Source organism: Paenibacillus xanthanilyticus (assembly GCF_042682185.1).
Classification (GTDB): Bacteria; Bacillota; Bacilli; order Paenibacillales; family Paenibacillaceae; genus Paenibacillus_Z; species Paenibacillus_Z xanthanilyticus.
On the sequence record NZ_JBHUHA010000002.1, the window covers coordinates 2433045 to 2446601 of the forward strand.

At 51.1% G+C, this 13557-nt stretch carries 13 protein-coding genes; all 13 read right to left on the reverse strand.

Annotated features, from left to right (window positions below; genetic code table 11):
• Nucleotides 1-19: 19 nt before the first annotated feature.
• Complete coding sequence (locus tag ACFSKT_RS28225) at nt 20-1843, reverse strand: polysaccharide biosynthesis protein (protein ID WP_377719089.1); 1824 nt, start codon at nt 1841-1843, stop codon at nt 20-22.
• 142 nt (nt 1844-1985) lie between these two features.
• Nucleotides 1986-2666, reverse strand: a complete 681-nt coding sequence (locus ACFSKT_RS28230) for a CpsD/CapB family tyrosine-protein kinase (RefSeq protein ID WP_377719090.1) — start codon at nt 2664-2666, stop codon at nt 1986-1988.
• Nucleotides 2647-3408 (reverse strand): YveK family protein, encoded by a 762-nt coding sequence (locus tag ACFSKT_RS28235; RefSeq protein ID WP_377719413.1) that lies wholly within the window; start codon nt 3406-3408, stop codon nt 2647-2649. The genes ACFSKT_RS28230 and ACFSKT_RS28235 overlap by 20 nt, the downstream gene beginning before the upstream one ends.
• A 152-nt stretch (nt 3409-3560) precedes the next feature.
• Nucleotides 3561-5759, reverse strand: a complete 2199-nt coding sequence (locus ACFSKT_RS28240; protein WP_377719091.1) for an S-layer homology domain-containing protein — start codon at nt 5757-5759, stop codon at nt 3561-3563.
• Between the two features lie 90 nt (nt 5760-5849).
• On the reverse strand, nt 5850-6635 hold the full coding sequence (locus tag ACFSKT_RS28245) for a tyrosine-protein phosphatase (protein WP_377719092.1): 786 nt from the start codon (nt 6633-6635) through the stop codon (nt 5850-5852).
• 356 nt (nt 6636-6991) lie between these two features.
• Entirely contained in the window at nt 6992-7393 is a 402-nt protein-coding gene (locus tag ACFSKT_RS28250; RefSeq protein WP_377719093.1) for a F0F1 ATP synthase subunit epsilon, read from the reverse strand.
• A 24-nt stretch (nt 7394-7417) separates the two neighbouring features.
• On the reverse strand, nt 7418-8836 hold the full coding sequence (atpD, locus tag ACFSKT_RS28255) for a F0F1 ATP synthase subunit beta (RefSeq protein ID WP_377719094.1): 1419 nt from the start codon (nt 8834-8836) through the stop codon (nt 7418-7420).
• 48 nt (nt 8837-8884) lie between these two features.
• Nucleotides 8885-9742 carry an ATP synthase F1 subunit gamma gene (gene atpG / locus ACFSKT_RS28260; protein WP_377719095.1) on the reverse strand — a complete coding sequence of 286 codons (858 nt, stop codon included), beginning with the start codon at nt 9740-9742 and terminating at the stop codon, nt 8885-8887.
• A 69-nt stretch (nt 9743-9811) separates the two neighbouring features.
• Nucleotides 9812-11326, reverse strand: a complete 1515-nt coding sequence (atpA, locus tag ACFSKT_RS28265; protein WP_377719096.1) for a F0F1 ATP synthase subunit alpha — start codon at nt 11324-11326, stop codon at nt 9812-9814.
• Between the two features lie 16 nt (nt 11327-11342).
• Nucleotides 11343-11891, reverse strand: coding sequence for a F0F1 ATP synthase subunit delta (locus ACFSKT_RS28270; RefSeq protein WP_377719097.1), 549 nt, complete (start codon nt 11889-11891; stop codon nt 11343-11345).
• Nucleotides 11888-12370 carry a F0F1 ATP synthase subunit B gene (gene atpF, locus ACFSKT_RS28275; RefSeq protein ID WP_377719098.1) on the reverse strand — a complete coding sequence of 161 codons (483 nt, stop codon included), beginning with the start codon at nt 12368-12370 and terminating at the stop codon, nt 11888-11890. The genes ACFSKT_RS28270 and atpF overlap by 4 nt, the downstream gene beginning before the upstream one ends.
• 96 nt (nt 12371-12466) lie before the next feature.
• Nucleotides 12467-12679 carry a F0F1 ATP synthase subunit C gene (gene atpE / locus ACFSKT_RS28280; RefSeq protein ID WP_377494689.1) on the reverse strand — a complete coding sequence of 71 codons (213 nt, stop codon included), beginning with the start codon at nt 12677-12679 and terminating at the stop codon, nt 12467-12469.
• Between the two features lie 107 nt (nt 12680-12786).
• The gene (gene atpB, locus ACFSKT_RS28285) at nt 12787-13557 is read right to left on the reverse strand and encodes a F0F1 ATP synthase subunit A (protein WP_377719099.1); all 771 of its coding nucleotides are present in this window, start codon (nt 13555-13557) and stop codon (nt 12787-12789) included.

Below are 13557 nucleotides of genomic sequence, written 5' to 3' on the forward strand. Positions count from 1 at the left end.
ATTCCCTTCTTTTCTTTCGCTAGGTTGCGATCGGAACTTTATACATCGGCACAATATACTCAATTACATCCCGCACCGACTGCTGCCCTTCACCGATTGCTCGCTCAAGTCGTTTGAATTGCAGCTCCAACTCACCACGGTTGATCATCAGCGGATGACCAATAAAGATCCGATTATGCTTGGTCTTCGTGATTTCCTCTTCATTGAGAAGTAACTCTTCAAACAGCTTCTCGCCTTCACGCATCCCCGTAAACGCGATATCGATATCTTGGTACGGTTCGTACCCGGATAAGCGAATGACATCCTCGGCCAGATTAAGAATCTTCACCGGCGCTCCCATATCCAGAACGAATATCTCGCCGCCCTGTGCGAAAGCACCCGCTTGAATTACCAGCTGTACGGCTTCCGGAATCGTCATAAAGTAGCGAACCATATCCGGATGCGTGACGGTTACAGGTCCGCCATTCATGATTTGCTCGCGGAATCGCGGAATTACGCTGCCTCTACTCCCCAGCACATTTCCAAATCTAACTGCAACAAACTTCGTCTTGCTGGTTGCATCCATGCTCTGAATATACATCTCAGCCATTCGCTTCGTAGCGCCCATAATGCTCGAAGGGTTTACCGCTTTATCCGAAGAAATCAGAACGAATCGTTCTACTTGATATTTATCTGCGGCGTCCGCAACATTTCTGGTGCCAAACACGTTATTCTTAACAGCTTCCGCTGGGTTTCTCTCCATTAATGGTACATGTTTGTGCGCTGCTGCATGAAAAACGACCCGCGGGTTATGTAAACGGAATACCTCGTCAATGCGCGAACGATCCTGAACATCTGCTATGATCGTCTCCAGTTGCAAACTCGGATAGTTAAACCGCAGCTCCATCTCAATCGAGTAGATACTATTCTCGCCATGACCCAATAAGAGCAGCTTCTTCGGCTTAAACGACGCAATCTGCCTGCTAAGCTCCGAGCCGATCGAACCGCCGGCGCCTGTGACCAGCACGATTTTATTTTCCACGTATTCTGCAATTCCATTGAGATCCGGTCGCACCGGCTCGCGCCCTAGTAGATCCTCTACGTCGACATCTCGCAAAGAAGTAACGGATACCTTGCCTGTTATCAAATCGCTCAAGCCTGGGATGATTTTCGTCTTAGCCGATGTATCTTTGCATAATTCGATAATCTCCGACACTTGTTCCCTGCCAACCGATGGCATGGCAATAATGATTTCTTCTGCATTCGTGCTCTTCACCACATCGGCAATGTCATTACGATCCCCAAGAACGGCAATACCGAAGATCCGTGTTTTAATCTTCTTGGCATCATCATCGATAAAACCAACAATTTGAAGCTCTGCATTGGGGTTATTCATAATTTCTTTCGCGATTATGACGCCACAATCCCCCGCGCCAATAATGATGGCTTTCCGTTTGCTGCTGGTGTTTCTCCGGTATTTGTTAAATACCCGCCATCCAAACCGGGTTGCGCCAATCGCTAATAGCATCGTTTCCATCGTGCGAAGCGAGATCGCAAGCGGAATACGTTCCCCGAAAATAGCGGCCATTAATACATGAGACACGACGCAGCTCCACACCACAGAAGCGGCAATCGCCAAGATCTCTTCAATGCTCGCATATTGCCACAACCGATTATACAAGCGGAAATACGTCATGGTAATTCCGCTTATCACCGCCGTGACGATAAAGTAGATGAGCATCTGATTAAGCTCACTGCTTGGAATTGCTCCACTTGATTCCAATAAGTAAGAGGTACAGATACTTAAAGCGATTATTACTACGTCCACTACTAACAGCAACATCGACCGACGCTTGAGAATCATTGTTAAGCCCCCATATGCCTTAAATTCTAGTAAAATGAAGTATTTCCAAATCCAAGTTTATCATTATTCGACAATACTTCATATACTAAAATAGGTCAAACTTCCCATTCAAACCAGTATTGTTCTAAATTTTAGGTTAACTTTAAGTATATTCGTAGTAGTAATAGCCTGAGCCATTTTTCTTCTTCACATTGTTCAACACGACGCCTAGAATCTTCGCATTCACTTGATTCAGCTGATCCTGCACCTTAAGCGCCATATCCTTCTTGACGCGACCGCTATCGAGAACAATCACAACTCCGTCGCACTTGGTCGCGATGATTTGTGCATCGGTAACAGCCAGCATAGGAGGCGTATCTATGAGAATAATATCAAACTGCCCTCGGAGCTCTTCGATTAATGCGCTCATACGCCCGGAAGCTACCATTTCGGATGGATTGGGCGGAATCGGTCCCGAGGTAATGACGGACAAATTCGGCACGGCTGTCTCTTGAACCGCGCTTGCCAAATCGACTTGGCGGGTAAGCAAGGAAGACAGCCCGAATCGATTCGACAGTTTAAAGGTGTGATGCATGGTCGGCTTACGCAAATCCGCGTCAATAAGCACGACTTTCTTATCCGACTGCGCATAGACGACCGCAAGGTTACTAATCGTCGTCGATTTGCCCTCGCCTGGCGTGGCGGAAGTCGACATGATGACTTGCACGTTGTTATCCAGCGAAGAGAAATCAATATTCGTTCGAATGGAACGGTAAGCCTCTGTTACGGGCGATTTCGGATTAAGGAGCGAAATTAGCGGTCGTTTATTTTCCGACTTGGACATGGTTTATTTCCCCCGCTTTTGTAGTACTTTTCGTTGATGTCGTCTCCTGAAGCTCCTCCGCATCCAAACGAACGATTTGGCCGATAACCGGAACGCCCAACAGTTTTTTTACATCGGCCTCCGTCTTGATGGAATCGTCCAAATACTCGAGTAGTAACGCGATACCTACTACAACCACAAGCGATACTACAAATGCGATCGCGATGTTCAGCACCGTATTCGGTTTAACAGGTCCTGGAGCAACCTTCGGTTCAAGATTGGCAAGGTTCAGAATCGAGACATTTTCCACTTTGAAAATTGAAGGTATTTGATCTTTAAACACTTGCGATACGGCATTCACGATCTCCGCTGCTTGACGATAAGAACCGTCTTGTACCACCAGTGTCATGACCTGCGTGTTATTGACCGAGCTTACGCTAACTTTCTTAATCAATTCATCCGCCGTCATATTGAACTGAGGATACCGCTGCGCCACCGCATCCATAATGGCCGGCGTCTTAATTATCTCTTTATATGTGTTAATCAAGCTCAGGTTCGAGTTGATTTCATTCAAATCCAGATTGTTCGGTTGGGCTTCGGAAGCGGTGCGATTGACGATAATCTTGGTGCTAGCTTCATAGGTCGGGTCAATAAAGAACACGCTAAATACTCCGGCAGCGAGCGAACATAGCAGTACGGTCGCAATGATCAGCCATATCCGCTTACGGATAATCTGGATGTAATCCCGGAGTTCCAATTCCATTTGCACACTATATTCCTCCATACATTTAACAAGTCAGCCTTCACGAGAACACATTCTAACGTTTTTCGACATTCTAAGCGCATTAGATATCCCCTACCCAGTAATGAGCAGGGGATGTCTATGCAGAGATGAAGTACGACTATTCAGCTGTACTATCCTTTGAAATTAAATGCGCGATAAATGATAACAGCCGCCTCTGCGCGAGATGCGTTCGCCGTTGGCGAGAATTTACCGTTGTTGCCGATGACAAGGCCTTTGCTTGCCGCGAAAGCTACGCCGTCTTTCAGGGAAGCTTGGATTGCATTCGCATCGGAGAACTCTTTCAGCTCAGCAGCCGCATCGACTGTCGTATCCAAGCCTTTGGAAGCCTCAAGCGCGCGTGCAACCATCGTCGCCATCTCAGCACGTGTAATTGTAGCGTTCGGCGCGAATTGCGTAGCACTGCGACCTTTGATGATACCTTGGTCTGCTGCTGCAGCTACGTACGGCGCGAACCATTCCGACCCCTTCACGTCACTGAAGCTCGACTTGGCGCCGTGTGTTTCCAAATCCAGCGCGCTTACAAGAATTTTTGCAAACTCGGCGCGAGTCACGCTGTCTTTCGGCGCGAAGTTGTTTTGACCACGGCCTTCGATAGCGCCCTTCGCAGCCATTACTTCGATTTGACGGCCAGCCCATGCTTTGACCGATGCCGTATCCGTGAAGGAAACTTTGTTCTCGACTACTACATAGGAAGAGAACGTATCGCGTCCTTCCGTGATCGAGTTGCCATCTACTACGCCGCCCTTGAAGGACAACTTACCGTTATCGAGTTTCGCAACGGAGAGAAGCTCTTTGTCCAGACCTTCAACATTCTTAAGCGGGATTTTCACAATAATCGGCTTCACAAACTCAGACGTTGCTTTGCCATCGACCGTAAGCGAGAAATCGTAAACATCGGATGCCGATTTCAACGTACCTGCAGTTGCGCTGTCCGCCGCTTTGTTAGATACGCCGAATGCGATCTCGCCCGCGAATGCGCCGCCGACCGGAATTGTTGCCGAGAAGCTAGCGATTTTCAATTCAAATCCTGCGATACCGTTATCACCTGCAAGCTTCACGGCATCTGCCGCCAGCGTCACGGCTGTGCTTGCAGCTGTTACCGAACCAAGATTCACCGCAATTGCGACCTTAGGCAATTTCGCTTTAGCTTCAGGTGCTACAGCTTCTAACGCTTTCACAACTTTAACGATGTCGTTAATCGCTTTTTCGATATCCGCTTTCGAAAGCGCCAGCGTCGCTTTGCCATCTACTACTTTAACGTTCGCGGACACATCAACAGTTGCGAGAGCAGCGATTGCCTTAGCTGCTTCTTGTACCGCTTGAGCAATCAATTTGTCTTTTTCTTCACCAGTAGCTTTTGCAATCGCGTCTTTCAACGCTTCGATCGCTTTTACAGCCGTATCCGCATTTACGGAAGGCGTCGTAGGAACGAAGATGCCGCCACCTGGGAAGCCAGTCGACGTTTCTTTCAGGAACAGATTGTAGTAGGCTTCCGCAATCAACACACCAGCCGCTTTAAGCGTGCCTTTGTCTACGGTAGGAATTTTGTCTTGGTAAAGATCGAGTACTTCTTGAAGCGTTTCTTTCTCGAAATCATATTGATCGGCGATTTTGCTGAACGTCAGCGATTTGTTGGCGAGAACCGTGCTGATAACCGATTGTGCAAGTCCGCTCGCTTTCGCTGTGTCCATATACTCAGCCGCAAATTGCGTGAACGTCTTCGTGCCGACAGCTTTCTTCACTTCCGCTTCAACAGCCAATGCGAAGGCCGTGAAATCAGAAACTTTCACATCCACATAAGCAACGCCTGGTTTATTGTTATCCGGGTTGTTCGGATTCGCCAGCTTCTGTACCAGTTTGCGAACCACTGTGTCATTGCGAAGGTTCTCAAGCTCTTTCGCTTGCGGATCATAGTAGGCTACATTCGCAAGTCTAGTAACCAACGTGAGCAGGTATTTCGCGTCCTCATCAGTGAGAAGACCTGGATACTCCGCGTTAATTTTATCTACGAGCGGTTTGACAACCGAGTAGTCATTCGCCGCAATTTGCTTGTCCAGCTCATCTTGAATGACTTTGCGTGCTTTGCGGATTGTTTCCAGTGTGGAAGGCGTTTTGGCCAGTTCGGCATGGAGCTTCTGCAGACGATCCAGTGTCGTCGCATCTACGAAACTAGCTTCCGCAGCAGAAGCTACGTTCACGACGCCCAGTTGTGTTGCCAAGCCTTTGGAGCTGAACGGAATACCGGCGAAAGCCGATGCTGCGACGCTTGCTGCGACGGTTGTGACGACAATTTTCTTCTTCAATTTCACTTTAGGTCCACCTCGATTAGATAATAGGTTGATATGTATACTAGCTGGGCAGAAATCACTAGTAATTTTATCATGTTTGTTTAATTTTGGTCAACGATTTGCGAATAACTTTCGGAAAAAATTCCAATTTCTAGGCTTTGTTTTGTCGAAAATGAGCGGAATTTCAAGATCGCCGTTCTCAACGACCAATCTCGCATTAGTTTGATAGGTCTGGACGCACGCCGGTCCTAATTTTCGCTCTATCATTTCATAAGCTTCCGCTAATCGAAAGCCGCGCATGCTAAGATTGTGCGCATCGGAAGAAACAAGATGAATCAAGCTTTCGCTGCACATTTTCCAGCTGAAGGTCTCGATCTTCTTACCGAATGCGCCAAGCAAAGAATGCGTCGTCACTTGTCCAAATGCACCCTCTTCTACTAAACGTTGGAAACGATCCGGATGTTGCAGTACTTCTGCATTTCGTTCGGGGTGCGCAATGATAGGTTTGATGCCTAATAAATTGAGCTCATAGATCCATTCCGACATCCGTTCCGGAATCGTCGATGACGGCATCTCTAGCAAAACATACGAAGATCCCGCCAACGAAAGAAGCTCTTTCGTCTCAATGCCTTCCAGCAAGTCAGTATTTACGCGGATTTCTTGCCCTTTGTAGACAGTCAGCGGAATTCGTTCCGCATTCAAGCGCGTCTGCAATTCCTCTACAAGACTCTCCACAACCGTCTTCGGATTGTCATATCTTCCATTCGCATGATGAGGCGTCGCGACAAGGCCTGTAATCCCTTCTTCCACCGCAGCACGCGCCATTGCAAGCGAAGTGTCCCAATCAGGCGCACCGTCATCAATCCCTGGCAGGATATGCGTGTGTATGTCAATCATACTTTCCTCCTACTTCGGTTCACTGTTCCCGTATTATAGCATAGCAGCTACAGGAACTGGGATTTTTCACAATGATTTCACGGGTGGTAATTTGTAGTAGACATCATATGTTAGGCGATACAAATCAAGACTCACCCATGTACGCTTGATCTCGCCAACTCATTCATCCACAAGTGGATTATTCTCTCCAAACCACTACTATCCACAAAGTTGTCCACACTACATCCACAATATTCACAACAACAATCTATTCTTTCACTAGCAAAATAGATTTAGGCTCTAATTATTCACAAAACAAAACACCGCTGCAGCCTTATGCACCAGCATAAGTCCACAGCGGTGTTCGTTCCCTACCCTTAACCGCGCTGCTTCACAGTCAGACGGTTCATGGCGCGCTGGAGCGCAAGCTCCGCGCGGCGGAAGTCGTATTCGTCGGCATTGCCGGCGAGGCGCTGCTCCGCGCGTTTCTTCGCGGCTTGTGCACGAGCCTCGTCGATGCTTTCCGGAAGCTCGGCGCTCTCGGCCAGAATAACGACTTTATCTTTGCGTACTTCGACAAATCCACCGCTTACGGCAAGAATTTGATCGGCACGGTCTTTCTTGATCGTAATCGAGGAAATACGCAGCGGCGTTACCATCGGAACGTGGTTCGCCAGAATACCCAGCTCGCCCTCTGCGCCTTTCACGATGACCATGTTGACGTCCTCAGCGTAGACCTTACGCTCAGGCGTTACGATTTCCAATGTAAAGGTGCTCATGCGGATACCTCCATCAGCGGCTTATTACAGCCCTTGAGCGAGTTTCTTCGCTTTTTCGACTGCGCCTTCAATCGATCCGACGTTGTGGAAGGCCGGTTCTGGAAGATCGTCATGCTTACCTTCGAGAATCTCTTTAAAGCTGCGTACCGTGTCTTTAACCGGTACGTAGACGCCCGGCATACCGTTGAACGCTTCGGCAACGTGCAGCGGCTGTGACAAGAACAATTGAACGCGACGCGCGCGAAGAACGACTTGTTTGTCTTCTTCGGACAACTCGTCCATACCGAGGATCGCGATGATGTCTTGAAGCTCTTTGTAGCGCTGAAGAAGCTTCTTAACGCCTTGCGCGACTTGGTAGTGCTCTTCACCGAGGATTTCCGGAGCCAGGATCCGCGAGGACGAAGCCAGCGGGTCAACGGCCGGGAAGATACCCATAGCAGCGATGTTACGCTCCAGGTTCGTCGTTGCGTCCAAGTGAGCGAACGCCGTAGCCGGAGCCGGGTCCGTATAGTCATCCGCCGGTACGTAGATCGCTTGGATCGACGTTACGGAACCTTTCTTCGTCGACGTGATCCGCTCTTGCAGCTGACCCATCTCGGTTGCCAGTGTTGGCTGGTAACCTACGGCCGATGGCATACGGCCGAGGAGGGCGGATACTTCGGAACCGGCTTGCGTGAAGCGGAAGATGTTGTCGACGAACAGAAGTACGTCGCGGCCTTCTTCGTCACGGAAGTATTCCGCCATCGTCAGACCCGTCAGGGCTACGCGAAGACGTGCGCCCGGCGGCTCGTTCATCTGGCCGAATACCATCGCCGTCTTCGAGATAACGCCGGAGTCGCTCATCTCGTGGTAAAGGTCGTTACCTTCACGAGTACGCTCGCCGACGCCGGCGAATACGGAGATACCGCCGTGCTCTTGCGCGATGTTGTGGATCAATTCTTGCATCGTTACGGTTTTACCTACGCCCGCACCGCCGAACAGACCGATTTTACCGCCCTTGGCGTAAGGAGCCATCAGGTCGATAACTTTGATGCCTGTTTCGAGAATTTCTTGCTGTGTCGACAGCTCTTCGAATACCGGAGCTTGACGGTGGATCGGGTTCGCGATCGTACGATCAACGTCACCGTTGTTGTCGATTGGGTCGCCCAGTACGTTAAACACGCGGCCCAGTGTTGCTGGACCAACTGGTACCGTAATTGGTTTGCCTGTGTCGATGGCTTCCGTACCGCGGACAAGACCGTCCGTGGAAGACATTGCGACGCAGCGAACCATGTTGTCGCCGAGGTGAGTCGCAACTTCGACCGTCAGGCTGACGTCGCGCTCGTTCTCGTTTTGAGCTTTTTTCTCAATTTTTATCGCATTAAGGATGTCCGGCAGATGGCCACTGTCGAATGCAATGTCGACAACTGGACCTGTAACCTGGACAACGCGCCCGTTGCTCATGTGTGTCCCTCCTAAAAGTCGGATTGGCTTTGAGAGCCAAACCTTCGGTTATTGCTGTGCGTTCGCTCCGCCGACGATCTCCGCGATTTCCTGGGTAATCGCCGCTTGACGCGCACGGTTGTACGTCAGTGTCAAGCCTGCGATCATCTTCGTCGCATTCTTCGTCGCATTGCCCATTGCCGTCATGCGTGCGCCGAACTCGCTCGCTTTGCCTTCCAAAATCGCGCTGTAAATGACCGTCTCCGCGTATTTCGGAAGCAACACGTTCAGTACCTCTTCTGGGGTTGGCTCATACTCGTAAGACGCCTTCGAACCAGTCGTTTCGAGATCGCCAAGCGGGAGGAGCTTCTTCAGAACCGGCGTTTGCGTGATGGCATTGTGGAACTGGTTATAAACGATATAGAGTTCGTCGTATTTCCCGGCTTCAAAGCCCTGTACTGCTGCTGCAGCAATGGACTTGATGTCGGCGAAACTCGGCGAATCGGATAATCCCGTTACTTCTTCCGCAATCGGAATACCGCGTCTGTTGAAGAAATCACGGCCTTTGCGTCCGATGACGAAGATCGAGTATTCGTTGGCCGACTTATGCTCGCGCAAGGCAGCCGACACTTTACGAAGTACGTTGACGTTGTAGCCGCCAGCAAGGCCACGGTCGGAAGTAATAACGAGGTAAGCGGTGCGTTTGATCTCGCGGGTCTCCAGCATCGGATGCTTGATAGAACCGCCGCTTGATGCGATCGAGGCTACGACTTCGCGGATTTTCTCCGTGTACGGACGTGCTGCCAGCGCCGAGTCCTGCGAACGTCTCAGCTTGGCGGCCGCGACCATCTCCATCGCCTTCGTAATTTGCTTCGTATTCTGTTTGCTCTTGATCTGGCGTTTAATTTCGCGCATTCCTTTAGCCAATCGTTGTCACCACCTTATTACCGGGCTTGCCCTTCGCAAAGGACAACCCCGGCACATTAGACGCGTTTATTATACCGAAGTGGAGAAGCCCTTCTTGAATGCGGCAATCGCATCGACGAGTGCTTTCTCGTTATCGGATGTCAGGTCTTTCGTATCGCGGATGGAAGTGAAGATCTCCGGTTTGTTGGCGTCCACGTAAGCCAAGAATTCAGCTTCGAAGCGGCGAACGTCTTGCACCGGAATATCGTCCACATGTCCTCTTGTTACCGTGAAGAGGGATACGACTTGACGTTCTACGGCAAGCGGTTGGTTAACGCCTTGCTTCAGAATTTCAAGCGTACGCTCGCCGCGGTTCAAGCGGGATTGCGTTACTTTATCGAGATCGGAGCCGAATTGAGCGAATGCCGCGAGCTCGCGGTATTGCGCCAGGTCAAGCTTCAGCGTGCCCGCAACTTTCTTCATCGCTTTGATTTGCGCCGAGCTACCTACGCGGGATACGGAGTTACCGACGTTAACCGCCGGACGTTGGCCCGAGTAGAACAGGTCGGATTCCAGGAAGATCTGGCCGTCCGTGATGGAGATTACGTTCGTCGGGATGTACGCGGAGATATCGCCCGCTTGCGTCTCGATGAACGGAAGTGCTGTCAGGGAACCGGCGCCGAGCTCGTCGTTGAGCTTCGCAGCGCGCTCCAGCAGACGGGAGTGCAGGTAGAATACGTCGCCCGGATATGCTTCGCGACCCGGAGGACGGCGGAGCAGCAAGGAAAGCTCGCGGTATGCTGCCGCTTGTTTCGAAAGGTCGTCATAGATAACCAGTACGTGCTTGCCGTTGTACATGAAGTACTCGCCCATCGAGCAGCCCGTGTAAGGCGCGATGTACAGGAGCGGGGACGGCTCGGAAGCGCTCGCCGTTACGACGATCGTGTACTCGAGGGCGCCTTGCTTACGCAGGGACTCGACGACCGTACGAACCGTGGATTGCTTTTGACCGATGGCAACGTAGATACAAATAACGCCGTTGCCTTTCTGGTTGACGATCGTGTCGATCGCGATTTGCGTTTTGCCTGTTTGGCGGTCGCCGATGATCAATTCCCGTTGGCCGCGGCCGATCGGAATCATCGCGTCGATCGCTTTGATGCCGGTTTGCATCGGCTCATGGACCGATTTACGAGCCATTACGCCTGGTGCCGGCGATTCGATCGGACGGAATTTCGTCGTGTTGATCGGACCGTTGCCGTCAACCGGTTGACCCAGCGCGTTCACGACGCGGCCGAGCAGCTCTTCGCCTACCGGTACTTCCATGATGCGGCCCGTGCGTTTTACTTGGTCGCCTTCGCGGATCCCCGTGTAAGGTCCCATGATTACGACACCGACGTTGCTTTCCTCGAGGTTGAGGGCCATGCCCACAACGCCGTTGGAGAATTCGAGCAGCTCGCCGGCCATGGCGTTCTCGAGGCCGTGCACGCGGGCGATACCGTCACCGACTTGGATGACCGTACCGACATCCACGACTTGAATCTCGGATTTATATTGTTCGATCTGTTGCTTAATCAGCGTGCTGATTTCATCAGGTCTGATACTCAATTCCGCTCACCCCTATCTACAGTGCTTGACTTTTCAACGATTTCTCAAGACGTGCCAGCTTGCCGGACAGGCTGCCGTCGTACAGGCGGTCGCCGATGCGAACCTGTACGCCGCCGAGCAGCGACGGTTCGACCACTTGATCGGCCACAATGCGCTTGCCAGCCAATGCGCCGAATGTCGCTTCCACGTTCTTGAGTTCTTCCGCCGTCAGCAGCTTAGCCGTGTACACGGTAGCTTGCGCTTGGCCGAGGCCTTCGCCGGCGATCTTGACGTAACTTGTATAAATATGACCAAGGAGATTCTGACGCCCTTTGGCGATGACCATCTCCAGCGTATTCAGAAGCGTTGCCGAGACTTGATCCGCGAAAGCTTTACGAATCAGCTCGATTTTGACGTTCTGCTCGATGCTCGGGAAGGAAAGAAACTTCTCGATCTCCGCATCGCTTTGCAGGGTTTTCACAACGAGCCCCAGCTGTTCGAGGACTTCAGCGACAATGTTCTGCTGCGCAGCCACCTCGTACAGCGCTTGCGCATAGCGTTTCGCTACGACAGTCGCCCGGCTCATTTGCTTCCAACCTCTTTCAGGTATTGATCAACGAGCTGCTCTTGCGACTTCTCGTCGATTTGTTTCTCGATGATCTTCGACGCGATCATGACGGACATGCCGGCCACTTGGCCGCGCAGCGAAGCGATCGCTTTGTCCTTCTCGCTCTCGATGTCGCGCACCGCTTCTTCTTTCAGGCGGTTAGCTTCGTTCTTAGCTGCTTGCACGATGTCATCGGCGTTCTTCGTGCTCGTCACGCGAGCTTTCTCGATGATCTCGTAAGCCTCTTTGCGTGCTTCTTGCAGCGCTTGCTTCTGCTCTTCCATCTGAGCGGAAGCTTGCTTGCGCGCGGTTTCCGCCATGCTCATCTGTTCCAGCACGAGCTGGCGGCGTTTCTCCATGATGCTGAACAATGGACCAAACGCAAATTTATTCAACAGCAGGTACAAGATTACGAACGCCAAAATCGCGTAGACTGTCGATGTCCAATGCAAATCCATAGCTGCAACTCCTTTCCGTCCGCAGAATTCCTCTTAATCAAAACGATGGCGTGGAGGGCTAAGGCCTTCCCCGCCATCGTTCCGTCATAGTTTCTATTAGCTAAAGAACGCCAGGAAGCCGATAACGACGCCGATGATAGGTACAACTTCGACGATACCTACACCGATAAACATTGTTGTTTGAAGCTTGCCTGCGTTCTCTGGTTGACGAGCGATGCCCTCTACTGTTTTGCTTACGATCAGACCGTTACCGATACCTGCGCCAAGCGCTGCCAAACCGACTGCAATTGCTGCTGCCAATACTTCCATTTTTGAAATCCTCCTCAAGGGTAGTTAAGTATTTGATGGGTATACCATAATCTCCGAGCCCGATGCGGCCGATCGTCCGAACCGTTACGAAGCTTATTGCTCATGCATTAATGATGTTCGTGCTCTTCGTCGTGCGAGACGATTGCGTGGGAAATGTACACCATCGTCAAGATTGTGAACAAGAACGCCTGAATCGCGCCGACGAACAAACTAAAGCCCTGCCATGCAATAAGGAAAGGCGTACCGACAACGCCGAGCATCAGAATCGTGGCGATGAGAACCTCGCCCGCGAAAATGTTGGCGTATAGACGAAGCGCAAGCGTAAGCGGTTTCGCGATCTCCTCGATGAGCTTCAGCGGGAAGAAGAACCAGAATGGCTGGAAGTACGACTTCAGATAACCTTTCGTGTTCATCTTCAGTCCCAGCAGGTTTACGAGAACGAATACGATGAGCGCAAGGCCAGCCGTAACGGACAGGTCCGCCGTAGGCGATTTCCACCACGCGATCTCCGCATGGCCGCCGTGCTCGTCGAGCACTTCCTGCGTGATGCCGAACGTCTCGTTGACATGATGGGTCTCCGTCACAATACCGAACGGAAGGCCGAGCAAGTTGGAGATGAAAATAAACATGATCAGCGTCATACCGAGCGACATGAATGGTTTCACCCTGTTCATCGGCATCGTGCTCGCGATCGTGTTGTGAACGAATTCCGCCACCCACTCCAGGAAGTTCTGGATTTTGGACGGATTATCGACCGACAATCTCCGAACCGCTACCATAGCGAGTACCAGCGTGATGATGGCGGATACCGTAATGGCGATGATCGACGACAAGTCAATCTCCACTCCCCCGATGGTAATGACCGGGAATAAATGCAT